The sequence below is a fragment of the Caballeronia terrestris genome (assembly GCF_001544515.1).
Taxonomy (GTDB): Bacteria; Pseudomonadota; Gammaproteobacteria; order Burkholderiales; family Burkholderiaceae; genus Caballeronia; species Caballeronia terrestris.
Map to the genome: position 1 here is coordinate 1 of NZ_FCOL02000058.1, position 23,214 is coordinate 23,214.

A 23,214-nucleotide genomic window follows, 5' to 3' on the forward strand; every position below is an offset into this window, starting at 1 on the left:
ATGAGGATTTGGGCGCCTGTCTCAAGAAGGCGCTTGGCGTTCCTTCCATCACAGACACCTTCACTGTGTCGGGAGTCATCGCGAATCATCGCGGCGATGTCCGCTGCTGCCCCCGGTTTCCGCCTTTCGACAAGTCACCGCGGGACCGCATGTCGAGCGAGGATTTTTATCACGTAGTTTGCGCTTCGCCTCCCGAACGTCCCAATGCTGACTTCTGCGTCGCAGCCAGGTCCGGAAAACTCCCCTGTTTCGCCAACATCCGTCCTAGGCGCGCCTTCGCCGCTTCGATCTTGTGCACCGGAAGCGACGCCAGTTGCGCGTCATACGCCCGCAGGACCGCTTCGATGACTTCACATTGCGACGCTTCGAGCCGCCACTCATCGGCCATTACGGCGTGGTGGATGCACGCTTTCAACGCAAGCTCGGCTGCGAGGAACGTCTCAAACAACCCGTTTCGTCTCTCCGCCTCGTTCGCGAGAAACGTCAAGTAGAGCGTTTTCAAGAGCTCGCTGGCGAGATCTGCATTGCCACGTCCCTGCCGCAGTGCGGCCAGCGCCAGATGGCTTTTCAGCGACAGCGTGCGTGCTTTGCCCGGTGCGATCGGCAACAGCTGCTCCCGCGTGAGCGGTGTGCGGCGCATCGGCTTCGATGGTTTCGATTTTTTTGACATGGAAACGCGTTCGTCGCGGTGACGATCGTTGAGCAGGACGGCGCTTCTGCAGCGCCTTCGTTGCGGCTCTATGGGCCTTAGAGAAGCGCCGTTATCGGCACACTACTCCCTTGCGGAACCGCGTTCTGTGCGCCGCGCATAATAGCCGGCGACTTCTTCGAGCACGCGTTGTTTCTCGGCCTGCACATAGATCGTGGTGGTCGCGAGCGAGGCGTGACCCAGCACCTTCTGTACGACATCGACCGGTACCTCATCGGCAACCGACTGGGTGCCAAAGGTATGCCGGAACGCATGGGCGTTCGCCTGACCGAGCCGCGCACGTTCATCGAGGCTCAACCCATCCATCGTCTCGACAAGCACTTTCAGCATCCGGCCGATCAGTCGATTCAGTCCATCGGCGGTATAGCCGGCCTCTTCGACTTCGAGAGCGTCGCCACGCTGCGTCCGATGCCGACGACGCGATGCGTCGGTCCACGGAATGATGACGGGGCCAAGCAACGGCCCGCGAGGTGCAATGCTCGATGCCCCTGCGCTCGCGATTGAGGTGCTGTCGAAATCCCTGCCTCGATCGGCCCAATGCGCGCGCAACGCTGCGAGTGCAGCGGCACTTACTGGCACCGTGCGCTCACGCTGACCCTTGCCGACGATCGTCAGCTCCCATACGGGCCGTGCAAGCGTGCCGTAGACCGACGCTTTTAGATTCTCCCGGCGGGCCGAGGCCGCTTCTTCACGCCGCAGACCCGAATCCCCCATCAGCAGGATCGTCGCGCGCATCGAACGCCACTGCGCAGTCGAGCGGCTATCGCCCTCCTCCGCGCATCGCACATCAAGCTCGTTGCGCAGGCGTCGCCACAAATCCGCCGGCAACGCGCGCTCAATCTTCATCGCACTCACGCGTTGAATCACCGGCGGATCGTTGACGGCGATCCACGGGTTGCCGGCCAGATAACGCACGTCGACCCACCACATGAACGCAGCGCGCAACGCTCGCACGGCGTAGCGTTGAGAATCGGCTGAAAGCGCGGCCGACCCGTCCGCCGTCGAGGCGAACGGTCGCCAGCGCGGCGACCGACGCGCGAAGCGTTCGCCGACGAAACGCGGATCCGGACGCTTCAGGAAATCCTTGTACGCCTCGCAGTCGTCGACCCGCAGGTCACTCAAGGCCTTACCGCGTAGCACCACCGCCCACAACAGGAAACGTTCGAGCTCTTTGGTGTAGCGCAGCGTTTTCGGCTGATCACGGTAGCGGTTCAGATACGCGCGCAGCGCATCGAGGTCGTGCTTCGTCTGGATATAGCAGAACGTGGTCGAGCGGTTTTCGCCGTCGGCACCCGACAGCGCGTGCGGCACCGACAGTCGTTCCAATGGCGCGAGCGTCAGGCGACGCGGTGATTGGTCCGCCCCGCGGCTCGCCCCGTGATTCGACGCGAGGTCCGGTACGACCTCAACCAGTGCGGCCGCCACCAGCGGCACGCCCTCTGCCTCGATCGAGTCAACATCGGTGTCGACCGTCAAACCCAGCACGGCCTGCTGGCGCCGCAGCCAACTGACGATCACGCGTGCGCGGCCTGGACCGATGCGCGGGATCGAGCGCCACCAACTGCTGCCCCGCCGGTTGCAGAACGCGACCAGCCCACCCAACGTCGTGATCCCCTCGCCTTTCAGTCGGCGCGCCACGCGTGGCCGCAGCCAGGCGCCGATCGCGTGATCGGGGTGAGGTGCTGCCGCGGCGAGTTGCGCCGCTTCGGTCACCATCCGGAACGTGACCGCGGTCAACTTCGGTCGGCCATGCTGTTTGATCGATGCGCGCAAATGATCGGCGAGCACCGTCGAGCCGTGCGCGATCGCCAACTGCACCAGCGTGTCGAGCATCCTGGCGAGGTGTCGTTCCATCGCACCGGGGCTCGCCGCGTGCGGATCGGCGTCCGGATCGTAGTAGGTGCGGGCGATCACTGCGGGCGCGATGAGCTCCACATACGCGCGCAGTGCCGTGAAATCCTTCGCCGTATAACCGCGCTCGACGGTGAGCTTTTCCGGGGAGGGGGTTGGTTCAACCATCGTCGCCCTCCCGCTCATCGGATGAACCAGGCGGCTGCGGTCGGAACCCCTGCAACTGGGTGTGCGCCTGAGCCATGAACACCTCCGGCCAGGTGCCGCACAGGATCTCGAATGGCACGCGTGCGGCAAGCAGCCGTGCAGCCAGACGCACATCCGCTGAGCGTTCGCCCCACAACACCCTCTGCACGAGCACCACGGCACCGTGTTCCACAATGCAGTCGAGCACCGGCGTGAAGTCGGCGTGGTCAAGCAGCGCCGGCCCATAGGTCTGGGCGAGTGCGCTCAGGACGCCCCGTTCGACGGCCGTCGGCTTCGCGAGCGGTTGGGGCCACGTCTTGTTGAAGAACAGGCGCAGGTTCGTCGCCTCGATGCGCCTACGGAGAATCACCTCGTCAAGATCGAGCACGATGCGCGCGATCTGCTCGTCAGAGAACGAGCCGGAATGGTCGTCACAGTCGTCTCCCCGATTAATACGATCTATCAGTCTTTCGAAATCGATAGTTTTACGGAATCGCCAAGCGTCGTGAAAAACGCCCCGTGGCCGTCCGCGGCGACAGCACTTATGCCTGCCTTCGCCTCGTAGACTTCAGGCCGAAAAGCAATCTGACCGGCGCAGACATGTGGGGCCCGACTAATACGGCCAGCTCGCGTGCCGCGTGTCGTTACGTCGCCGCGCTCGATCGGGACACAAATAAGGAGGAATTTGGAAGAAGCGCATCGGCACGACGCGCGATGCATCGCCGAACCCAATTCCGTTCCGGATGGGCATGCCGAGCTCGGCGGACTGATAACCACCGCCTGACTCGTCTTCTTCATCGGCGGCCCGTAGGACCACTGTCGGCGCGCCTACAGCACCACAGAAGCGATGCGCGCGACTACATTACCCCATCCTCGTCGATCCGCAACCGGCTACGCAGTGGGTGAACCCATATGCAGTGTCTCGGCTTCTCACCTACGGCTTTTCCGGTTCATCCGCAAATTGTTTAGCGACAGTTGAATGATGGGCGCCATCTCAGTGGCATCGATAAAGAGTTCGTTCGAGTGATCGAAATCGACGTGGAAGTGAAAATGGAATCCTTTTTTAGTCGCACGGATTTTCAGGTCGACACCGTCCGTCGGCATCACTCGGAGCAGTGTTGAAACGATCTGATCTGTCGTCCGACGCTTCGGTTGAGCCAGGGTCTTTTCGGCGCGGGCGCTTATTTCTGAGGGGCCGAGCACTTTTTGAATTCGGACCAAAACTTCCCCCAACGAAAACGGAAAGGGCCTCCCCTCGAAAAGCTGCAACACAGTCGGAGGTAGCTTCGAGATAGCAACCGCTTTCGCAAAGTCAGATCTAAGCCAAACGTCCGAAACGGCGGCGGCTGAATCCAGCGATGTCCAGCGACCCTGGGCAAGACCATTGTGATAGAAAGCGGCGAGCGCGAGCGGTGCGTTGTTGTCCCGACGTTGCCGCTTCGGCGGCATAGGCTCTTGATCGTCCAACAGGTCAGTGATCTCTCGGGACGTCGTCCGTCCAGAGGGGTCGATTCGGGTAGCTCGTTTTGCTAACACTTCAGGGCCGTGTCTCTTCGCCAGACTGGCCAGCTTTCTCGCCGTCACATTCCAAATGCCAGTCTGATGAAACAGAGAGAGCACCGGCGCCGGCAGTTGCGATACGCCAATCGCCCGATTCAAATCGTACCGGCTAACTTTTGGATTGAAATGGGCGAGCGTCGCTGCCGCCTCTGTTTGGTTTTCCCAAGATGTACCTAGGCCCGAGAAATAGAGTTGCGCTAAACCCGATGGATCACGGGCGATCGGTATGGCCCCGACGTTCTGCATTCGAGTATACCTAGACGTGTTGATGGTGAATATCGTGCCGTGAGCTTTCGGACAAAGCGTCGAAAGACCGCTGTTTTCGTGAGCTTTTCGCGTGTCTGTGCGCCAAGCGTCGATGCAAACTACCGGCCGCAAAGACTGATTTGGCATGCGCAAACCTTCTGCCGGAATTTTCTGGCGCTGGCTTCGAACGAAAATTCGCTCTCGTTGGCGACTTCTCCACCGGCTATCCATCGAAACTGTGCATTCATGGCACCCGGGAATGACGGTAGTTGCGTGTTAAGCGCTACGAAAGCCGTAACAGACAATACGCTGTGGGCTGAATGCTGTTCACGCGAAGGCCTCACCAGCAGCACCTACGTTGCTCGACTCGACTAGAGGTTCTTTTCCGTGAAACAAAAGCGTCATACCCTGCTAGGCGCTTGAATTAAAACAGCTTTGGGCCCTTGCTGAACTTTATCCGATGTTTCACGGCGCGTTTCGCACTTAAGACCGCTTCGAGATTTCTTCCTGAGCGCCAGGCCCAGCGCGGCTTCGCAGCTACGGTTTACTTGCGTTTACATGCAACTCGGTCTAATCTGCGTCCAATTCGACAGCCGCATGCAAATTTCCCTCTCGCTGTCCAAATCTACTCCAAGGTGACCAAGTGAACGCAGCGAACGACAACATTGGAGCGTCGGATCTTCTATTGTCGGGGCCAGACGACACCACCGCTGAAGATTTACTCCTGTTGGCTAATCGGTCGACCGTGATGCTTCGAAAGATCCGGGACGAAATTCTCAAACCGGAGCCTCGAAAAACCCCTCCCCTCGTTTCCTCCACTCGCGTGCAGGAAATCTGCGGCATTGATCGAAAACGCATGAGTTATGCACTTCAGACAACGGCACTGCCCAAGGGTCAGCAAACCCGAGCCGGCGGCCAGCGTTCCTTCACGCTAGAGGAAGCAATTCAGTGGGTGAAGGCGGAACGACGTCCTCCACCCCGGACGGGTCGCGGCAAGATCATTACCGTCGCAAACTTTAAAGGCGGCGTCACGAAGACAACGACCTCCACCCTCCTCGCGCAAGGTCTCGCCATGCGTTGGGGTCGAAAGGTGTGTCACATTGATCTCGATCCGCAAGGGAGCGCAACGACTCTGTACGGTTACAACCCGCACGCTGAAATCGAGGCGGACGACACCGTCATCCCGCTGATTCAAGCTTACGTGGACGGCGAGACATATGACATGCGGCAGTTACCGGTTCAGACCTACTGGCCGAATCTCGATCTCATTCCCGCTTCGCCGCAGCTCTTCAATGCGGAATTCATGCTGCCAGCCCGCGCGAACCTTGCGCGCCCTGGAGATGTTCGTTTCGAGCAAGTGTTGCATCGCGGACTGAAGCCGTTGCTCGACGAGTACGACTACGTGGTGATCGACACTGCTCCCACGCTCAGTTATCTGACGATCAACGCGGTCTTCGCGGCGGACGGAGTCATCGTTCCCGTCGTCCCAGACATGCTGTCCTTTGCCTCGATGGTTCAGTTCTGGCACCTTTTTTCCGATCTTATCACTGGCATGGAAGAGTTCGGCGACTCTGAAAAGAAGCGGTTTGAGTTCGTCGACGTGTTGGTCACCCGTGTGGCGCCCAATAAACCCGCAACGCGGGTGCTTCAGCAATGGATCGCAAATCTGTACGGTTCTCGCGTCATTCCGGTCGAGATACCGGAAACCGATCTCGCCCGAAACACGAGCATGCATTTCCAGACGATCTATGACATTGATAAGTATGAAGGCGGAATGGAAACGCTGAGACGGATTCGCAACCCGATCGATCAATTTGTGGATCTAGTCGACGAAAAGGCGAGTAGGTCGTGGGGAGAGCGCGCATGAGTTCGCTGAGAGACCGTCTGTCGAAGGGCCTTTCGATCGCACTGAGCGACGAGGACGAAGCTCAAGCCGCGTCGATGAAGGCGACTGCGCCGACCACCGGCCCGGGCCAGACGATGACAATCGCGGCACTCAGAAAGCAAATCGCTGATCTAAAGTCTCAACTTGAGGCGCGCGATATTGGAGGATCGGACGAGGCACAGACGAAGATCAAGGAGTTGGAAGAACAACTGGCGAGCGCCTCGATGCTAAAGCTACCTCTCGAGCGATTGCACGAGGTGCCGGGACGACGTCGTTTCATGGAGCCAGCGAAGTACAGCGAACTGCGCGAGAACCTGCGGCACAACAAGCTGGTTCATCCGGTTGTCGTGCGAGCTACCGCGGACGGTGGCTACGAAATAGTCTCGGGGCATCACCGAGTCGACGCGTATCGCGAACTTGGCAGGCAAACCATTCGGTGCGTCTTGGAGGACGGGACTGAGGACCAAGCTGACGACGGCGCGTTCTTCGCCAACCTGATGCAGTCGGATCTGACCGATTATGAGAAGTACGTCGGCCTCAAGCGCTTCCAGAGTAAGCATCCAGAACTGAGCCAAACAGAGGTCTCTGTCCGCGTTGGGATCAGTCAGCCCCATGTGAGCGCCCTGCTTTCATACGAGCGGCTACCGACGGAAGTACATGCAATTCTCCAGCAGCAAATGGCACTCGTCGGCGCTACAGCGGCTTCGGAACTGGCGGCGGCGACCGATGCCGGCAGGGGAGAACGCGTTACAGAGGCGGTGCGACGCCTATCGGAGAAGAAACTGGATCAAGCGCAGGCGGTGCGTTTTGCGAAGGATACCGACAAGCCGAAAACGGCCAAACCCGCAGCGACTACCTTTAAGGTAAAGGATGGGAAAAGCACCTGGTGCGATGTACGGCGCGCTCGGAATGTCATGCGGCTTGAATTTCAGTCGGAAGCTATCGCGGAATCGGTGCAAGAAGCCATCCGTCGCCACTTGGAAGCGCTTGCCACAGACGCGAAGAGCTAAGTGTTTGATTTTATTGATTATCGGAGTCCGATAATGCCAACATAATAACTAGGCACCACAAAGACAAAAGCCCCCAGCTGGAAACTGGAGGCTTTTGCGATACGGGCTTGGCTGGAAACCTCGCTCGTTACACTCACCAGCTGGAAACTGGTAGGTGGACCCACTGCAAGTCCCGAGTGTAGCGAAACGTGCCAGACAGTCAAGCGATATCAATCCATTTTCTGAAAATGGACCGCACGACATGTCTATCGCGCAACGTTTCGTTGCTGGCGAGGGTGAAGCACATCCCGAAGATCGGGCTGCCCTCACCGCCTTTCGCTGTGACTCGACCAATCTTCCCTGGACCACGTTCCGGGCCGCGTTCCGCGCAGCTCACATCGAGGAGATCCCTTCGCGTGCCCGCGCAGTGCTCTCGGCCCTCGCCCGCACCGTCGACGCCGCCAAACCGTTCGCGGCGATCTTCGCTCGTCGTGAACTACTTACAGGACGCGCTCTCCAATCGATGCGGACGTTCTATCGAAGCCTCGACGACTTAGAATTGGCTGGCCTGATCGATCGTCGTGCCCAGTCGCGCTACGTCGAAGCCGGTCTCTTTGGTCGCGCCTACATCCACCTCACAGCGCGTGCTGCGGAGATTCTTGGCCTCGTCGAACAGTCGGAAGCGCCCTCGCCCAAAGCTGCCGAATCTTCCTTTGATCATCCGTCTGCCAGGTTGGCAGACGGTGGAATATATAAGGATCTAAACCCTTCTATCTTTCAAAAGAGACAACCGGGGCAAGTGCCTGAGGATCTTCAGCGTTTGCGGACCCTAGGATTTTTAGATTTCCTGATATTCAAACTAATGCGTGAAGCACGCGAGCATGGCAAACGTCTCTCCGATGTCGTGGAGGTAACGTGGAATCATCTCAAGCTTGCCAAAGCACCCATCAACTACCTCCGCAGCCTTCTGCGGAGCACGGTTGATTTCTCCCTCCAGATCCGCCAGCGAAACGACCTGACCGCCGAGGAACAGGCGCGACTGAAGCGCGCCATGGAAGCTGAGCAGCTAGCCCGTCAGAGCGCCGGACAAACGTTCGTGGATGCCTCCTGCCGGTATAAGTACGTGATCGACGAGGACGGCGAGAACATGGTCGTCTACGCCCTCGACGAAGGCATCGGTCGTCAGGCGGCAGGATGGAAGGAGGCCTTCGCTACGGCTCGAGCACGCGGACAGATTCGTGTGGCCACTGAAAGCGATCGGCAGCGGTTCGGTCAGACATGTCGATTTGCGAGCGAACCGGAGCAGGGTAGTGAGCGGCCGCCGGTTACCGCTCAGATCAGGGCGCACATCGCCGAGCTTCGCAGCTTACTCGGAGCTCGACCAACAATCAGGACTGCTTAGATATTGGGCAAAAAAAGCGGATCCGTAGATCCGACGGCTGGGTTACGTGCCGCCTGCCAGCCGTTGTCGGTCTCGATCATCGCGATGGTTTCCTTGAAATCCATCTTGCCGACGCCATCGATTGCATCCATCGGAGGTTGGTAAGCAGTAGCCAGCCAGGCCCTCTTGATGCGTGGGCACGAGTTTTGGATGCGCTGCATGAACGTCACCCCGGCGTTTCTTTGACGGACGTTTTCCGGCAGCCTCTGGAGGCGCCCCACCTTTGCGTTACGCTCTTGTGCGCTGGCGTATTGATTGAACGGTGCATCAACCTCCGCAAAATTCGCGTCCGGATGAGAACGCCCGTGCTCGTCGGCCTCCGCTGCACTTTGCTTCACGCTGGCCCTGATCTCCGCTTGCATCTGACGGATCTTGTCTGTTCCTTGAATCGGTCTCGCACATCCTCGTTAGGTTTCAACATGTTAGACCTGTACTTCACCGCGACACGATAGTACGAGTCACCGTCATCGATTCCGTTCATGCGATAAGAGCTATCGAGCGACAGATATCGGAAATCTGCGAGGCGCTCGCGATTAGAGCTTTCGCGTCTCCCTCCGACGGGCGAGGGAGAACAAACGGCCAACATCGCAGTCAATGAGACGCGCAGAGGCATCGGGCCAACGTACGCTGATGCATGTTTCTTTTCCTTTCAGTTTCGGACGTATGTCGGCAAGGGAGACGGTGAGTCTAAGAATCAGGAGATTTGTAGCGTCAATGAGAGCAACTCTCAACAGTATCCGACCGCCAAGCTCCGTCAACGCACAAGGTCGATTTCGCTAACGGGTAGCGAAATTCGCTAAGGCAATCTTCACTAAACAGATGATTTATAGGGGATTTCGTTCCGACATCCATTGTTCCATCTAAACTACCCCGCTTGAATGGAACACGTTCATGCGCACTGTCGCGTGAACGGTGGTCAGGACGCCGAACACGGATTGCGGTCTGGATACTTCGGAAAGGCGCGAAAAAACGACGTCTTTTTAGGAGGGAAGCGCTAACGCGTAGCAAATTCCGATCCGTCAAATCTCGCAACCAAATGATTCGTAGAGGGATTTTTTCCTCACATGCATTGTTCCATCTAAACTACCCCCCTTGAATGGAACAGGTTGGAGGCCACTGCCGCGTGAAATCGTGGTATGGCGTTTATCAAGTATTGCCGTCTCGACGCTTCCGAAGGAATTTCTCATCGCAACGAGTAAGCGCAGCATGTACGCGTCCCTCGGGCGGAACGCTGTGACGTGGTAGAAGGGCGAGCGGAATGTCATGCCGTGATCTCGGATGGCACGGAGTTACTAGCTAGGAATTATCATGATAATTCCTAGAAACGGTACCGTTTTGGTGGAAGTCTTTGTTTTTACGCGCCTTTTCTCCTACGCGCGGGGTGTAACAAATCCGCACACTTCGAAAAACGTTACACCTTCCGCGCTTCGGGACCAACCGGGGAGTTCGCTTAGTACATCTGTGGCTTATTCTGCAGTGAAAAGCGACACGTTTTCGCGCTTGTTTTTGAGGATCGACAATTATCATGATAATTCCTAGCCGACGGTGATCAGCCGCGGCATAGTCCCGAAGCGCCCACCGTACAAAGACGCACAAAACAAGCCGTCTTTCCGCCGATAAAAGCAGGCGCACGCTGTTTCAATGGTGACCATTCCAAAGGGTTGCCATGCGTCTTTTCAAGAACAAGCGTCGGGCCGCGCTGTCCACGGCCCCCGGCTCATACGCCGAAGAAGATCCAAGCAGGGTGATTTTCGAGACGAGCACGAGGCTCAAGCTCGAAGCCAACCGCTGGATGCTGATTTCGTTCGGCTTGGCTATCGTCGCGGCGGGCGCCGTGTGGACGCGGCAGCCTCCGCCTTCGGTCACTCGCGTTGTAGGCGTGTCTGCCGATACGGGCGGCCATCCCATCGTCACCGAGCTTGTTGCCTACAAGCCCGACTCGCAAGCTGTGCGCACGACAGTCAAAGACATGGCGATTCGCTGGTTCACGATCGAGCCGGTGTTGTCAGACCGCCTCGAGACCTCGCGCATGACCGCCAACATCAACTCGGTCAAGGCGCAAATGATCGGTGCAGCAGCCGGTCAATTCCGCGACTGGCTGAAGGCCGACACGCCGTTCCACCAGATAACGGCAAACCCCAAACTGATCCGTGAAGTCGACGTGCGCAACATCGCGCTGCTCGAAGACTCGACCGTGCTCGTCGAATTCACGACGACCACCTCCCAGGCTGGCGCCACGGGCAAGCCGGACGTGAAGTCGTACGCGCTCACGCTGCGCTATCAAATCGTCGCACCCACTGCTGAGCAGGCGCTGACGACGAACCCCTTCGGCATCTTCATTCCGTTCTTCCGCCTCGAGCGGACCGCATAAGCATGACCGCAACCCTTCTCAACAAACGGCCGGTCATCGGCATGTGCCTTCTCGCTGCCTGCGCAGCGTTGCTTGCCCAACCGGCTGCGGCCAAGAAAGCCGCGAGCGACTCGGCGTTCAATGCCGCGATGGTCGCGGGCGACCCGATGAGCCCGATCAATCCGTTCAACGGCGGCGCCGATCCTTTGACGATGCCCGGCGACGCGCGCATCGGCGTGTTCCCGTACAGCCGCGACCAGATCTATCGCGTGCTGACCGCGCCGCTGAAGCTCACGACGATCGAGCTGGAGAAGGGCGAGAAGCTGATCGCCGACCCGGCAATGGGCGACAGCGTTCAGTGGGAGATCGACGACGACAAGATGAACCACGTGTTCATCAAGCCGCACAAGGCTGACCTCGTCAACACGCTGCATCTGACGACGAATCTGCGGGAGTATGACTTCACGCTCATCGCGTCGCCGGCGGGCGGCATGTTCTATCAAACCGTGCGCTTTCAATACCCGCGCGCGCCGATGGCCCGCGTCAGCGCACGCGACGACGCGACGGCGAACGGCGGTCACGGCGGTGCCGATTCGGGAAGCATCAGTGTGGCGCCGGACAAGCTGAACTGGGACTACAGCGTCGATGGCCGCGCGGAATTCACGCCTGAAACGGTCTTCGACGATGGCCACGCTGTCTGGATGCGCATGCCGGCCAAAGCGCAGGAATGGCCGGTGCCGTTCATCCTCGACCATGGCGATCCTGTTGTTGCGAACTTCATTCGCCGCGGCGACTTCCTTGTTCTTCAACGTCTTGCCGACGAGATCGTCCTGCGTTCCGGCAAGGACGAGGTCACGGTGACGCGCGGCCGCCGCCGCTTGCTCGGGGTGTTCTGATCGTGGCGAAGAAACCGGACTCGGCTACGCCCAGCGCGGAGCAAGAAGCACTCGTCAAAGGTAAGACGCCACGCAATGCGATCATGAGCATCGGCATTCTTGCTGCTGTCGTGATCGGCGGCTTGGGCTTCTACTACCAGCTGCAGGCGACGAACAAGGCTGACTAGGACGCGCGCATCAAAAAGGCGACCGCGCTCAAGTCGAGTACGGAGGCGCCCACTGCCGCGAACAACAACGACATCGACCAGATGATCCGGCAGCAGCGCGACGCAGCGGCGTCGGAGGCTGCCGCGCTTGCCGCATCCGAAGCAGCGGCGCCGAAGCCCACCGTCAAGCCGATGCTGACCGGCACCGACTTCCAGGAAGAGGTCAAAGGCTCAGGCACGGACACGCGCGAGCTTTCCCGGCAAGCGGCACAAGACGCGATCTATACGTCCTCGATTTTCAAGCAGGCCGGTGCGTCGCGTTCCGCCAATCAAGCGACGAGCGCACTGCCCGCTGGCGTTCCTTCGTTGGACGAGGTGCGAGCTGCTCGGAACGCTGCGGGAGCTAATACGCCCGATGCGATGGCGCTCGCCCTGGCCAAGCAGGGACAAGCGCCCGAAGATCGCGACCGGACTTTCCTGAGGGATGCAGCTTCGCAAGGCGGCATCGAACGCACGACTTTCAATGGCCGGTCGACGGGTTGCACGTTGACGCCGCCTCACGTCATTCACGTCAAGACGGTGGAGGGTCTGAACTCGGACAAACCGGGCCGTGTGTCGTTGATGGTGGATGAGGACGTCTATGACAGCCTGCGCGGTGACTGCTTGATGATCCCGAAGGGCGCGTTCATTAATGGCATGTACAGCGCGGACATCAAGGTCGGCCAAGAGCGCCTGCTGGTGGCATCGACGAGTCTGCGCCTGCCCAACGGCAAGAGCGTGCCGCTCAACGGCATGCAGGGTGCCGACCAGAACGGCTACGCCGGGTTCTCGGGCGATGTGAACAACCACTTCCTGAAAATCTTCGGCGCGGGCTTCATAACGGCGATTCTGCTCCGGGCGTTCGACAGCGGCTCGCAGACCGCGACCACGGCAACCCCTAACGGCGTGACGACGTATGGCAGCACGGCAGGGCAGGTCGCGGCCGCGACCGCTCAGACCGTCCTCCAGCGCAACCAGAATATCTCGCCGACGATCACCGTTGAACCGGGCCAGAAGTTCCTGGTGCAGGTGACGCAGGACATCGTCATGGAGCCGTACCATGACTAACGGGTTAGCAGCGGCTGCCTGCCTGTCTGCTTTGGCGTTCGGCGCACACGCGGCAGTCATTGACTCGGTCATCAGCCCCACGCGCATCGTCGTTGATGACGGTGTAAAGCGCGCCATCGTCGAGTTGCCCGGCGAGCCGGTCTACGCATGTGGGCTGAAACCGTTTCTGGCGTGGGCGAGCCGCTTCGAAGGTCAAACGGTGGAACTGGCTGCCGATGGATCTGCCGCTATCTCCGTTGACGGAGCGCCGGTCAGCATCTCAACGTTGTTCGTGCGCGCGGGGTGGCTCCATCCCGCTGTGTTGACCGATGACGCGCAGGCCAGCATGACCGAGCGGCGCGGTGGCTGGGCATGCGCATCAGCGCAAGCGCCGTTCGACGCGATGCATACGTCGGTCGATCCCAAAATTCTCGCCGGTATCGCGCTGAACGAGTCGGCCTATAACGGCCGGCCGTGGCCGTGGACGCTCAACGTAGCTGGTCGCGGGTTCTTCTTCCGCACTCGCGAAGATGCCTATCGTGCTATTCGTTACCTCATCAGCAACGATCGCCCCGACTTTGATATAGGCCTTCTCCAAATCAGCTGGAAATATCACTCCAAGCGATTCGCGAGCGCATGGGACGCGCTTGCGCCGGCGACAAATATCCGCGTCGCTGAAGACATCCTCAACGAGAACTACCGCCTCACGCATTCCGCCGTGAAGGCCGTCGCGTACTACCACAGCGCTAACCCCGCACCCGGCCGCGAGTACCTCGCGCGCTTCGTGAAGCACCTCTCTCAAATCGAACGCGGTCTATGAAGCACACGCTCTCTCTTCTTACTCTGGCGCTTGCCGCGGTCACGCTCAACGCGGCGGCCGCTGGCACCGACCCGCTCGACTTTGACTATGAGATCGCGGGCAATGTCCTTGAGCGACCGGCACTCGTTTTCAACGATGGCAGCGACACCTATTTCCAGCCGCGTGCTGGTCAGTCGCTGCGCGTGGACGGCGGTCACAGCCAAGGACCGTACATCGTTGTGGCGGGCACGCCCGAGGTGATCCGTTATTCAGCGGGCGGCTCAAGCGCCACCGCTTACTGGAAGAAGGCCAATCGCTTCATTGGCGACAAGGCCCGCAGCGACACGCCTACCGGTTTTTCTGGATTCTCGGGCCGCCTCGCGCTGATCGGACCGCGCAGCAGCCTCGAAAGTACTCGGCCTTTGAACGCCACGCTGCCGCTCGCGCAACTGGTCAAAGCGCTGGTGCCGCAGGGCTGGACCGGGTCGGCACAAAAAGACATCGATCTGACGACCTCGACGAGCTTCGGCACGCGCGACGGCGAGAACTGGATGCAGTCGCTCGATCGGCTCGTGGCCGCTTCCGACTTGTATGCAGACGTCGACTTCAACGCTAATCACGTCACGCTGCGCCGCTCGGCTCCGCAGTCAGTGGCCGTCAATTATGTCGCGCCGGTGTCGCAGGTCGCGGCAAGTCCTGCCGCCGCGTCGTCGAGCGTAACTCCGGGCGCGGACCCGATCGCAGATATCGCGAAGAAAGCCGACACAGACGCATCCGCCGCATCAGGGTCCGTCCTTGCCGCGAAGCTTGGCGCGGTGGCGATCCGCGATGGTGACGACAGCCACATTCAAAACAAGTTTTCCGCCAAGCCTGCCGCGGAGTTGAAGGTGACCGGGCAAGACGGCAAATCGCTGCGCCCGAAGTGGGATGACGCGACCGGGGTCGTGACGTTTAACCGCACGGAGCGTTTCACGATCTCCAACGGCACGGACAAGGTCGAAGTCGCCCGTGTCGCCGGAACCGTCTATGAGTTCGACACCGCGAACAAGGCCGCTCTGCAAAGCGTGTTTGATGAAAACGGCTCGACGTTTTTCAAGTTCGCCGACACCGTCGGCAAGGTGACGGTCGCCGACGTGGCGCACATGGGCTCGGGCGAGCAGAAGGGCCGCTACTACAAGTTCAACGGTACCGCCAACCAGTTCATCGTCAATGCCGACGGCAATGTCGTCAATGTCCTGCGCAAGCACGACGTGCGGTTCTTCGATCGGCCAGCGTCATGACCCGGCTGCTTGAATTCTCGATGCTGCTCGTGCTTGCCTCATCGGCATGCGCGCACGCCGATTGTCTCGACGACGCGGCCCGATACCACCGCGTCAGCGTGCAGGTCGTGCGCGCGATCGCGCAACAAGAGTCCAGAATGCGCGCCTACGTGACCAATCGCAATAGCGACGGGAGCGAGGACATTGGCTTAATGCAGGTGAACCGTAACCTTTGGAGCTGTTACATGACGATCTGAGCCTTAAGCACGGTTCACAGAGCAGGAGTTTTCGCATGGCGAACGGCTATTTCAATAAGAGCGGTTATCGGAACGGCACCGTTGGTGATGCGGGGTAGGCAAGGATAGCAACCATGGCATAGTCTGTGGAACCGCTGCACGCGTCGGGAGGCGAACGTGAAGCAGTCCCATCGCATCGGTCAACACGGGCAAACGTATGTCGGGTTTCCCGACCACGCATCCCTCGCAGCACTGCGCGCGTGGTGTGAGGGCCTTTCGGCACGCGCGGCCGTCGAACGCTATTTGTCGCACAGGCGAATCCAAGCGCAATCGTCTCGCGGCATGCTGGGCCGGATCAGACGCCGCTTGATCGATATCGCTCAAGCAAACGGACGAGACGATCTTGCCGCGGTTTTCCGGGATGGGAACGCGGACCACGCAGGACGGGGTATGCCCGTTCACCGGGCGATCGAGGCGTTGCGTGAGTTGCAGGACCGCGAGCCGCAGATCAGCGACGATCTCGGTCTATGGTTAGCACCGCGAGCGAGCCTGCCGTTGAAACAAATGGGTGTCACGACGTTCGCCGAGCTGACATTGCGCGTACCTCGCCGCCATCACTGGTGGAGCGAGATGGTGGGGATTGGCCCCGCGTCAGCACACCGTATCGAAGCGTTCTTTTCGCGTTACCCGTCATTGACCGAATCAGCGCGACAGCTGGTGGAACGATCGCAACCGACTCGGCGCGTTGTTTGGCGTGATGTCATGGCCGCGCGGAGTCGAGATGGTTCGAGAGGCCGGTATCGGGCGCCCAGGGCCAGGTGCCTGCTCAGTGTCACGACGGACCGCGAGGCGATCGAAGCGTGGCTGTCCTTGCACGAACCCGCCACAACGTCGCGGACGTATCGCAAGGAAGCCGAACGGCTCTTACTGTGGGCTAATGTTGAGCGCAAGCGAGCGCTTTCATCATTGAACACCAGCGACGCCATTGCCTACCGAGCGTTCCTGCGCTCCCCTGAGCCACGAGATCAATGGATCGGTTCGCGGCAAACTCGTCTATCTGATGAGTGGTGCCCGTTCTTCGGACGTTTAAGTTCCTCATCTGTTGCCTATGCATTGTCCGTGCTCTCAGCCCTGTTCCGGTGGCTGGTCGAGCAACAATACGTGGTTGCCAATCCGTTCGCCGGCGTGAGCGCAGGCTCCACGCGCGCAACCGCTTCCATATGTGTGCGATCGCTTCATGACGAGGAATGGCAATTCGCCCGGCATGTGGCCAATGACCTGTCGACGCAACATGGCTGGTCGCTCGAGGCAGCTCAGCGGCTGCGCTTCATACTCGACTTTCAACTGGCAACCGGCCTGCGTGCGAACGAGTTGATTCACGCGCGGATCGGCGACGTCATCTTCGGCGACGCCGCAGATAACTGGCTTCGCGTGGTGGGGAAGGGGCGCCGCAGCGCACGGGTCGCTTTGCCCCCCCTTGCTATGCAGGCTCTTCAAACCTATCTTCATCAGCGAGGGCTGCAGGCCGACCCGCGCCATTGCAGTCGGACCCTCCCGCTTGTGCCCGCATTCGGCCAGGATCATTCGGTGAGCATTTCCGGGACGCGACTTCGCACCGTGCTAAAGCGATTCTTTCGTCTCGTTGCCGAACAAATCCGACCGACGGATTCCGTTGTCGCTCACAAACTCGAGCAAGCCAGCCCACACTGGATTCGACACACCCATGCGACCCGCGCGCTCGCCCGTGGCGTGGAGCTGCGCAGCGTTCGCGATAACCTTCGGCATGCGTCGATCGCGACGACCTCGCGATATGTGCATGGCGATGAACGGCTGCGCATGCAGCAAGTGAGCATCGCGTTCGCCGCCGAGGGTTGAGCCTGAGTCACTGAGATGCTTTTTTCAGACGAGCGGTCAGTTGTTCGTTTTCTTTGGCCAAGCGAAGGTTGATCGACTGCGATTTCACCAGATCACTTTTCAGCTGCTCGATCGCTTGGCGCGCTTCTTTGAGCTTGCGTTGAAGCACGTCGGTACTGTCGGGAAGCGACTTTGTCTGGTGTCTACTCGTCTTGACATGAAGTGCGCGCACGCGTTCAGCGATGTCGGGATATCGGTTGTGTATCGTCGCATTGCTTAACCCGGCCTCTCGCGCAACGGCAGCGATGCTAATGCGTTCACTGGTGCCGGACTGCATCCTGCCAAGTTGCAACCGGCGAAGTGCGAGTTCCAGGCGGCGACGCGTCGGGCTCTTGCGCTCAGCTCGCACGACGTACCTTTTTAGGAAGTTTGAAGGGCGGCACTTCGGCACCGAGGTCTGCAAGCACACGTTCAGCTTTACGGAGATGATCGACACTGCGTTCACGTGACGGCCTTCCAAGGTCAGGGCATTGCAGCACGTCAATCTGCTGCTGCCGGATCCCTTTCCAGAACTGAATGTGAGTCGAATCAATCACGCCTTCACCGCACGAGGTACATCGCACCGCATCGTACAGACCTTGACCCCCGCAACCGTTGCCGCTTGCCATGCACCATGAGTGACCGGTTCCACGGATGAACACACTTTCCCCCAGCTTGCGGCAGAAGTCGCGCATGTCGCGAACGGTCTTTACTTCGCCTCGGTTGCGGAAGGCCGCGATACGGTGGCCGCCCACGCCCGACAGGTTGCTATGCGGATGCATCCAACTCTGGATGATCAGGCTTTGCAACTCATCACGCTCGGTCAAGATGTCGTTAATCAGGGCGCGATCTGCGCCGCTGTCATGTCGGGCGTAGTAGAGGGTCATGTCGAGTGACCAATGCTTGAAGTGCTCGCGCAGATAACGAATGTCGCCGAGCACGTGCCGGGCAACATAGACTGCAAAGGTTCGCCTGAACTCGTGCGTCCTGAGCGGCCAGGGCTCCCCAGGTCGAATTCGGTCTCGATTGACCACGCCGTCCATGTCCTGCTGCTCGACAATCATGTTTGCCATCTTGGCGAACGCCTTCAGGCTCTTTCGTGCGGTCTCGTTTCCTAGTAGCGACACGCTTCCATACGATGGGTGGTAGATCGGCATTAACGCATTGCGATTACGGCGAGCCCGTTCAAGCTTGAGTTGAATTTTCGCGCGGACGTGCTCATCGAGGTTTCGTGTCTTTGCTGCGCGCTCTAGGGCCTTGATCCTTTTCTCGCCTTGCGCGCGCACGGGCTCGCCGAGCCGAGTGGCGACAGCCACCGCCTTTCCAACGACCTCCGGCACCATCCACTCGGCCGGCCTCGGTTCGTGCTCGAGCTTGTACGTTGTTCCTCGGAGCCAGTGGAGCGTCTCACCGTCGAATCCCTTTCTTGCAATGAAGCATCCCACTTCGAGCGACGCCAGCTCCGAGTCTCGCATACCCGAGAATGCAGCGCATACGATGTAGCAAGCAGTTCTTAGATGAAATAGCTCAATTGAGGCCGCCGGCCGACTTGGGTACCCATGCTCGGCAAGCAGTTGTCGCTCTTCTTTCGAACTTTGGTGGTTCGCCTTGACTTGAAGATATTCGGCTTCAGTGGCGTAAATACTTGAGAAGCCTTTCGGGTGGCTTTTTCGATGCGCCACTTTGACTTGGGCCAACCTGCGCGTTGCGTGCACTGCCAACTGATCTCGCAACGCCAGCAGTGAATTCGCGCGATTTTCAACGTAGTCGAGCGCGGTACGGACAAGCCTGCTCATCAGCCGCTGAGGAATGACCTCAGTTTTCGCCTGGCTCCAGCCTTGTAGTCTTGATTGATGCGCATGTCTGGCAAGACGCGTGGTACCGCCACTTTCAACGTTCCAGGGATATTCCGGTATCCGATCAACAAGGTGATCGCCCAGTTCGTAATAGTTGGTGATCGTGCTGAGAATACCGGCAATCGTCGAGGGCTGCAGCGTCCCAACGAGGCTTGAGGCAAAGCGGGCACAGTGATCTGGCGTCAGCTGGCTGAAGTCCGCCAATTGTTCCTCTATCATCCACGCAATTAGTTTCCTGATCTGAGTCCAGTTTGCGACGAGCGTAGTTGCCGAGGCGGGCCTGCCACGTTTTCCACTCGCTACACGCCATCGTGTGTACAGAAAGCGTTTCGCCGATGCCAGCAACCGCGCGTTGGAAGAATCCGTAAGCCGATCACCCGTCCTGAACCTGTAAGAGAACACTATTCGGACTTCCGTCGTATTCCTTGGCGCAATATAGGGTGCGAGGTTCCAGATTTCGTCGCCGTAGCGGGATACGATCGTGCTTCCCTGCCGGCTGATGACGGTCTGAGTCAGGTCTTCATCACTGGTTGAAGTCAGGTCAACAAGATGATGGGTCGGTTTAGCCATGGTTGTGCCCAAGTAGCATCGATCGATCACGCCACATTGGATGAGGATCGGCGTACGCCTTTTCCTTCGCCTGCTTCATGACTGAAGCGGAGAAGTGTGGCGCAATGACCCGGTCGATCTCCTTGATCACCCATCCGTAGACCTTCTGCCACTGATTCCTGCCGATCAAGTTTCTTTCCTTCACCAGCAGCCAGTAGAAGCTGTACATGCGGTATAGGTCACTTTCCATGACGACCTGGTTAGGACATCGGAAGCAGTGTAAAAAGGCCGAACACGCAGTGTGACCGTCTTTGGGTGCATATCGGCCTTCGAGCGGTGAAGAGCATCGACCCACACCTGTATTGTTCTCTCCTGCTAGCATACGTTCGACTTCGTCAACAGAGACGTGCATCTCTTTGGACAGTCGCGCTACCGTCGACGCATCCTTTGTGGTCCCGCGTAACTCGACTTCCAGACATTTGCCGAGGAAATGGTGGTTACGAACCATCTCGGGTGTCACTGCCAGGTAGTGGGTATCCGTAACATGAGGACGGTTCCCGAGCAGGTTCGCGGTCATGGCAATGTCGCCACCTGTTAGATTCCATACCCGCGATGCAAACGTCTTTCGTAGCCGCATGACAGATAACGCGAGCGGGACTTGGCCGTCAGACTGCGCGCGTGCGTCGTCGCCCAGCAGATGATGTCGTTTGATGAAACGACCGATGGATGTATAAAGAATTTTCTTCGAGAACGCATTCACTGGGCCTAATCTGACCCATTGGTGGGTGCGGCGATACAACCACAGGCAGTTGCGAAGCTCGGGCGGAGCGAGGATGACCAGATCTTGAGTCATGTCCAGCACGTCACTCACGAGGGTGCTGGTATCTGCAGCAAGCACACTGATCTCTTCAACCATGTTGGGTTTGCGAACCGAGAGTGTTGAGATGCTGTTGCCGCGACGTTTATAGGTGGTCAGCAGCGAATGGGTCTCTGGTTTGAGCGGATGGGGCCGCACGGCGTCGCGCGTCATCTCGCAGAGCGAAGTTGGATTCCGGCCTGTTCTGGCTGCAACAAGAAGGAAGTACACCAGCATTCGATCCGCGTGAGTGCCGACGAAGGAGCCGGTGCGGATCGCTCGCAGGTCGCTTGCCAGTGCCCCCAGCAGGGCCTGCATTTCTTCTTTCGTATAGGGCGGGGGCGACTTGTAGGCTCGTCCAGCGTTTGGAAACGGCTGTCGCGCGAAGCAGTCTCTTCGAAGCTCGCCTGTCGCCACACACTGCATGAGCACCGTTTTCAGGCCCACGTAAAGCGACCGCGCGGTTGCTGGCGACAGTCGCCCACTCTTAGTCCTGGCGGGTCGCCTCTGTAGCCAGCGAATGAACGTCTCCAACGCGTGACGATCGATATCGGCTATGCAATGCACTGGATGATGGGAGCCCGTGGCTGAGTCGAGGAAATCGAACCATTCCGATACTCCGCCCCAATAAATTGCCCTGATACTCAAATCTGCAAGAATTGGTTGGAGACGTCGCAACCCTTTTGCCATCGACAGAATGAGCTCATCGCGACCAGCGTCGATCTGCGTGCCCGCTCGGCATCGCCAGCGATTGAAGTCCAAGTCCGTCTTTGCTTTAACGATCCATCGATCACCGTCTTCCCCATCAGAAACCGTGTGCCGCAGGGGAGCCCGGTCGAGCTGATGATTCTTCCGTTTCATCGCGTATCTCCTGCAACAAGCAGCGCGTCGATTTCTTGCTCATATCGGTTCAAATGTCTTTCGCCGAGCATATCGAGGCAGTGAACATAGACCGTGGTTGTGGAGATCGACGCATGCCCAAGTCGGTCACGGACCCAAGCGAGCGCATACCCAAGATTGCGGTTTTGACTCTCTCCATAAAGCTCGTAGGTAGCGAAGGTGTGGCGCAACATGTGCGGCGTCACCCTGAAGTCGAGTACAGCTCGCACAGGCGCGGCCGGCGTCCACAACTTTCGATAGGCGAGACACAGGCCTTTTTCGCTCCAGGGCGCTCCATGTCGGTTCAGAAACACATAGGGAGAGGCCGAACCACGCGTCATTCGATAAAGCTTGGCCCGCACCGCTCCTTCGCCGAAGTTCACGAAGTCGAACAGATCCTTGATGAGCTGTCCGGATGCGTAGATCCGGCGAGGTCTGCCTCCCTTAAGTTTCATGTCCGACGGCGACAGATCAATATGGATTTTGCGAGATCGCCGCTCGGGCGCCGGATCAAAGAGGTATTTCGTCGGAAACGTTCTACATTCTTCGCTGCGCAAGCCGGTCTGAAGCATCAGCTTCGTCATCAACTGGACAGTCCTGCTGTTACAGCTCTCGAGAAGCGCGCGGCACTGCTGAGTCGTGAGAAACCGAATGGGCTGTCGAGGTACTCTGGGAAGGGTCGACGCCTTGATCGCATCGCGATGTGATTCGTCTCCAGCGCGCGATAGATGAGCGTCCCAAGGGACATGAGCAATACATTTGTGCGTCGCGGCCCACTCGTAAAAGCGCATGATCTGGGACACCCGTTTGCGCACGGTGCTGGGCTGCATGGAGTGTCGGCCTGAGTTCGCATCGAGGACGTCGAGCGACCAGTTGCGATAGAGCGCGAGATTCGAGATTTCTCCAAACTCGGCGGAATCGATTGGCAACGCATCCCAGTCAAGGCCGTTGGCCTCAAGCCACGAGAAGTAGTCGTACATTGCCTCGGCGTAGCTTCTCCACGTCGCCGGACTTCGTGTCCTGCCGTTTTCGAGCGCGACCCACAGAAGATAGTCGGATGCGGGCCGGACCCGTTCGAGATCTTCTGAGCAAAGAAAGGGTATGCCGGCGTACGGCCGTCCTCTGTAGACAAAATCGTGCGTCGTATAGAACAGTCTCATCCGCGCATCCCACTCGCGCTGTCACGCGCATCAATGCAAATCTTCACAGATCTGACGAAGTCGAGCCCCGTGACATGCGCTGCCAAGTCGATCGCTCCTGCGCCGCCTCTCCCACGCTTTGCCGGCGGCATGAGTTCGTTGACCCACTTTTCATTCGTAAAGACAAACCTAAAATCGCGACCGCCATAGTTCACCTGCACACGAATGCTGTCGCCTGAATTGGTCGGTCTATATTCGCGATCCAGCTTGCAATACGCGCCAAGGAAACGGAGCAGCACATGAAAGGGTACTGCTCTCGCTGCTTCGATTTCATCGCCAGTCCACGGCCCCATGAAGAGCACTCCTGAACGACACTGCTGGATCGAATATAGGCGATAGACAC

At 59.0% G+C, this 23,214-nt stretch carries 20 protein-coding genes and 1 pseudogene; 11 read left to right on the top strand and 10 right to left on the bottom strand.

The window, feature by feature from the left end:
- Nucleotides 1–169 precede the first annotated feature (169 nt).
- From AWB67_RS28395 to AWB67_RS28410, 4 genes are all read right to left on the bottom strand, one after another.
- On the bottom strand, nucleotides 170–670 hold the full coding sequence (locus AWB67_RS28395; protein ID WP_087659529.1) for a hypothetical protein: 501 nt from the start codon (nucleotides 668–670) through the stop codon (nucleotides 170–172).
- A gap of 102 nt (nucleotides 671–772) precedes the next feature.
- On the bottom strand, nucleotides 773–2,746 hold the full coding sequence (locus tag AWB67_RS28400; RefSeq protein ID WP_087659530.1) for a site-specific integrase: 1,974 nt from the start codon (nucleotides 2,744–2,746) through the stop codon (nucleotides 773–775).
- The gene (locus tag AWB67_RS40950; protein WP_087659531.1) at nucleotides 2,721–3,134 is read right to left on the bottom strand and encodes a hypothetical protein; all 414 of its coding nucleotides are present in this window, start codon (nucleotides 3,132–3,134) and stop codon (nucleotides 2,721–2,723) included. The genes AWB67_RS28400 and AWB67_RS40950 overlap by 26 nt, the downstream gene beginning before the upstream one ends.
- Nucleotides 3,135–3,676: 542 nt before the next feature.
- A complete protein-coding gene (locus AWB67_RS28410) occupies nucleotides 3,677–4,552 on the bottom strand; it encodes a hypothetical protein (RefSeq protein WP_087659532.1) in 876 nt (291 codons plus the stop codon).
- Between the two features lie 643 nt (nucleotides 4,553–5,195).
- Here AWB67_RS28410 and AWB67_RS28415 point away from each other — a divergent pair.
- From AWB67_RS28415 to AWB67_RS28425, 3 genes are all read left to right on the top strand, one after another.
- Nucleotides 5,196–6,419, top strand: coding sequence for a ParA family protein (locus AWB67_RS28415; RefSeq protein ID WP_235025366.1), 1,224 nt, complete (start codon nucleotides 5,196–5,198; stop codon nucleotides 6,417–6,419).
- Nucleotides 6,416–7,447 carry a ParB/RepB/Spo0J family partition protein gene (locus AWB67_RS28420; RefSeq protein WP_087659533.1) on the top strand — a complete coding sequence of 344 codons (1,032 nt, stop codon included), beginning with the start codon at nucleotides 6,416–6,418 and terminating at the stop codon, nucleotides 7,445–7,447. Before AWB67_RS28415 ends, AWB67_RS28420 begins: the two co-directional genes overlap by 4 nt.
- 241 nt (nucleotides 7,448–7,688) lie before the next feature.
- The gene (locus tag AWB67_RS28425) at nucleotides 7,689–8,828 is read left to right on the top strand and encodes a Replication protein O (RefSeq protein WP_087659534.1); all 1,140 of its coding nucleotides are present in this window, start codon (nucleotides 7,689–7,691) and stop codon (nucleotides 8,826–8,828) included.
- Here the strand turns inward: AWB67_RS28425 and AWB67_RS28430 are convergent.
- Complete coding sequence (locus tag AWB67_RS28430) at nucleotides 8,825–9,229, bottom strand: hypothetical protein (RefSeq protein ID WP_087659535.1); 405 nt, start codon at nucleotides 9,227–9,229, stop codon at nucleotides 8,825–8,827. The two genes, AWB67_RS28425 and AWB67_RS28430, sit on opposite strands and share 4 nt — an antisense overlap.
- Before the next feature lie 1,304 nt (nucleotides 9,230–10,533).
- Here AWB67_RS28430 and AWB67_RS28435 point away from each other — a divergent pair.
- From AWB67_RS28435 to AWB67_RS28465, 8 genes and pseudogenes are all read left to right on the top strand, one after another.
- Nucleotides 10,534–11,238: a VirB8 family type IV secretion system protein gene (locus tag AWB67_RS28435; protein ID WP_087659536.1), complete on the top strand. Its 705-nt coding sequence runs from the start codon at nucleotides 10,534–10,536 to the stop codon at nucleotides 11,236–11,238.
- A gap of 2 nt (nucleotides 11,239–11,240) precedes the next feature.
- Nucleotides 11,241–12,113, top strand: a complete 873-nt coding sequence (locus tag AWB67_RS28440; protein ID WP_087659537.1) for a TrbG/VirB9 family P-type conjugative transfer protein — start codon at nucleotides 11,241–11,243, stop codon at nucleotides 12,111–12,113.
- Between the two features lie 2 nt (nucleotides 12,114–12,115).
- Nucleotides 12,116–12,280, top strand: a complete 165-nt coding sequence (locus tag AWB67_RS42075; protein WP_235025367.1) for a DUF4366 domain-containing protein — start codon at nucleotides 12,116–12,118, stop codon at nucleotides 12,278–12,280.
- Between the two features lie 81 nt (nucleotides 12,281–12,361).
- Entirely contained in the window at nucleotides 12,362–13,366 is a 1,005-nt protein-coding gene (locus tag AWB67_RS28445; protein WP_235025368.1) for a TraB/TrbI/VirB10 family type IV secretion system protein, read from the top strand.
- Nucleotides 13,359–14,165 (top strand): lysozyme family protein, encoded by an 807-nt coding sequence (locus tag AWB67_RS28450; protein ID WP_087659538.1) that lies wholly within the window; start codon nucleotides 13,359–13,361, stop codon nucleotides 14,163–14,165. The genes AWB67_RS28445 and AWB67_RS28450 overlap by 8 nt, the downstream gene beginning before the upstream one ends.
- A complete protein-coding gene (locus AWB67_RS28455; RefSeq protein ID WP_087659539.1) occupies nucleotides 14,162–15,424 on the top strand; it encodes a TrbG/VirB9 family P-type conjugative transfer protein in 1,263 nt (420 codons plus the stop codon). Before AWB67_RS28450 ends, AWB67_RS28455 begins: the two co-directional genes overlap by 4 nt.
- Nucleotides 15,421–15,627 (top strand): annotated as a pseudogene (locus AWB67_RS28460) (transglycosylase SLT domain-containing protein); the annotation flags it as partial. The gene AWB67_RS28455 and the pseudogene AWB67_RS28460, both read left to right, overlap by 4 nt.
- 189 nt (nucleotides 15,628–15,816) lie before the next feature.
- On the top strand, nucleotides 15,817–17,514 hold the full coding sequence (locus AWB67_RS28465) for a site-specific integrase (protein ID WP_087659540.1): 1,698 nt from the start codon (nucleotides 15,817–15,819) through the stop codon (nucleotides 17,512–17,514).
- Between the two features lie 7 nt (nucleotides 17,515–17,521).
- On the opposite strand, the gene AWB67_RS28470 is transcribed toward AWB67_RS28465, so the two are convergent.
- The 5 genes from AWB67_RS28470 to AWB67_RS28490 form a co-directional block, all read right to left on the bottom strand.
- Nucleotides 17,522–17,902, bottom strand: coding sequence for a hypothetical protein (locus AWB67_RS28470; protein ID WP_087659541.1), 381 nt, complete (start codon nucleotides 17,900–17,902; stop codon nucleotides 17,522–17,524).
- Nucleotides 17,892–19,958: a site-specific integrase gene (locus AWB67_RS28475; RefSeq protein WP_087659542.1), complete on the bottom strand. Its 2,067-nt coding sequence runs from the start codon at nucleotides 19,956–19,958 to the stop codon at nucleotides 17,892–17,894. Before AWB67_RS28475 ends, AWB67_RS28470 begins: the two co-directional genes overlap by 11 nt.
- Nucleotides 19,951–21,654: a site-specific integrase gene (locus AWB67_RS28480; RefSeq protein WP_087659543.1), complete on the bottom strand. Its 1,704-nt coding sequence runs from the start codon at nucleotides 21,652–21,654 to the stop codon at nucleotides 19,951–19,953. Before AWB67_RS28480 ends, AWB67_RS28475 begins: the two co-directional genes overlap by 8 nt.
- Entirely contained in the window at nucleotides 21,651–22,652 is a 1,002-nt protein-coding gene (locus AWB67_RS28485; protein WP_235008010.1) for a tyrosine-type recombinase/integrase, read from the bottom strand. Before AWB67_RS28485 ends, AWB67_RS28480 begins: the two co-directional genes overlap by 4 nt.
- A gap of 176 nt (nucleotides 22,653–22,828) precedes the next feature.
- Nucleotides 22,829–23,164 (bottom strand): hypothetical protein, encoded by a 336-nt coding sequence (locus AWB67_RS28490; protein ID WP_087659545.1) that lies wholly within the window; start codon nucleotides 23,162–23,164, stop codon nucleotides 22,829–22,831.
- Nucleotides 23,165–23,214: the final 50 nt, after the last annotated feature.

Bases quoted from the DNA above. Each gene is read 5' to 3' on its own strand.
- AWB67_RS28410 (WP_087659532.1), bottom strand. From the start codon at position 4,552: ATGCAGAACGTCGGGGCCATACCGATCGCCCGTGATCCATCGGGTTTA.
- AWB67_RS28490 (WP_087659545.1), bottom strand. From the start codon at position 23,164: ATGGGGCCGTGGACTGGCGATGAAATCGAAGCAGCGAGAGCAGTACCC.
- AWB67_RS28400 (WP_087659530.1), bottom strand. From the start codon at position 2,746: ATGAGCGGGAGGGCGACGATGGTTGAACCAACCCCCTCCCCGGAAAAG.
- AWB67_RS28445 (WP_235025368.1), top strand. From the start codon at position 12,362: ATGATCCGGCAGCAGCGCGACGCAGCGGCGTCGGAGGCTGCCGCGCTT.
- AWB67_RS28485 (WP_235008010.1), bottom strand. From the start codon at position 22,652: ATGTACGACTACTTCTCGTGGCTTGAGGCCAACGGCCTTGACTGGGAT.
- AWB67_RS28475 (WP_087659542.1), bottom strand. From the start codon at position 19,958: ATGGCTAAACCGACCCATCATCTTGTTGACCTGACTTCAACCAGTGAT.
- AWB67_RS28435 (WP_087659536.1), top strand. From the start codon at position 10,534: ATGCGTCTTTTCAAGAACAAGCGTCGGGCCGCGCTGTCCACGGCCCCC.
- AWB67_RS28450 (WP_087659538.1), top strand. From the start codon at position 13,359: ATGACTAACGGGTTAGCAGCGGCTGCCTGCCTGTCTGCTTTGGCGTTC.
- AWB67_RS28480 (WP_087659543.1), bottom strand. From the start codon at position 21,654: ATGAAACGGAAGAATCATCAGCTCGACCGGGCTCCCCTGCGGCACACG.
- AWB67_RS28455 (WP_087659539.1), top strand. From the start codon at position 14,162: ATGAAGCACACGCTCTCTCTTCTTACTCTGGCGCTTGCCGCGGTCACG.
- AWB67_RS28430 (WP_087659535.1), bottom strand. From the start codon at position 9,229: ATGCAAGCGGAGATCAGGGCCAGCGTGAAGCAAAGTGCAGCGGAGGCC.
- AWB67_RS28425 (WP_087659534.1), top strand. From the start codon at position 7,689: ATGTCTATCGCGCAACGTTTCGTTGCTGGCGAGGGTGAAGCACATCCC.
- AWB67_RS28440 (WP_087659537.1), top strand. From the start codon at position 11,241: ATGACCGCAACCCTTCTCAACAAACGGCCGGTCATCGGCATGTGCCTT.
- AWB67_RS28420 (WP_087659533.1), top strand. From the start codon at position 6,416: ATGAGTTCGCTGAGAGACCGTCTGTCGAAGGGCCTTTCGATCGCACTG.
- AWB67_RS28395 (WP_087659529.1), bottom strand. From the start codon at position 670: ATGTCAAAAAAATCGAAACCATCGAAGCCGATGCGCCGCACACCGCTC.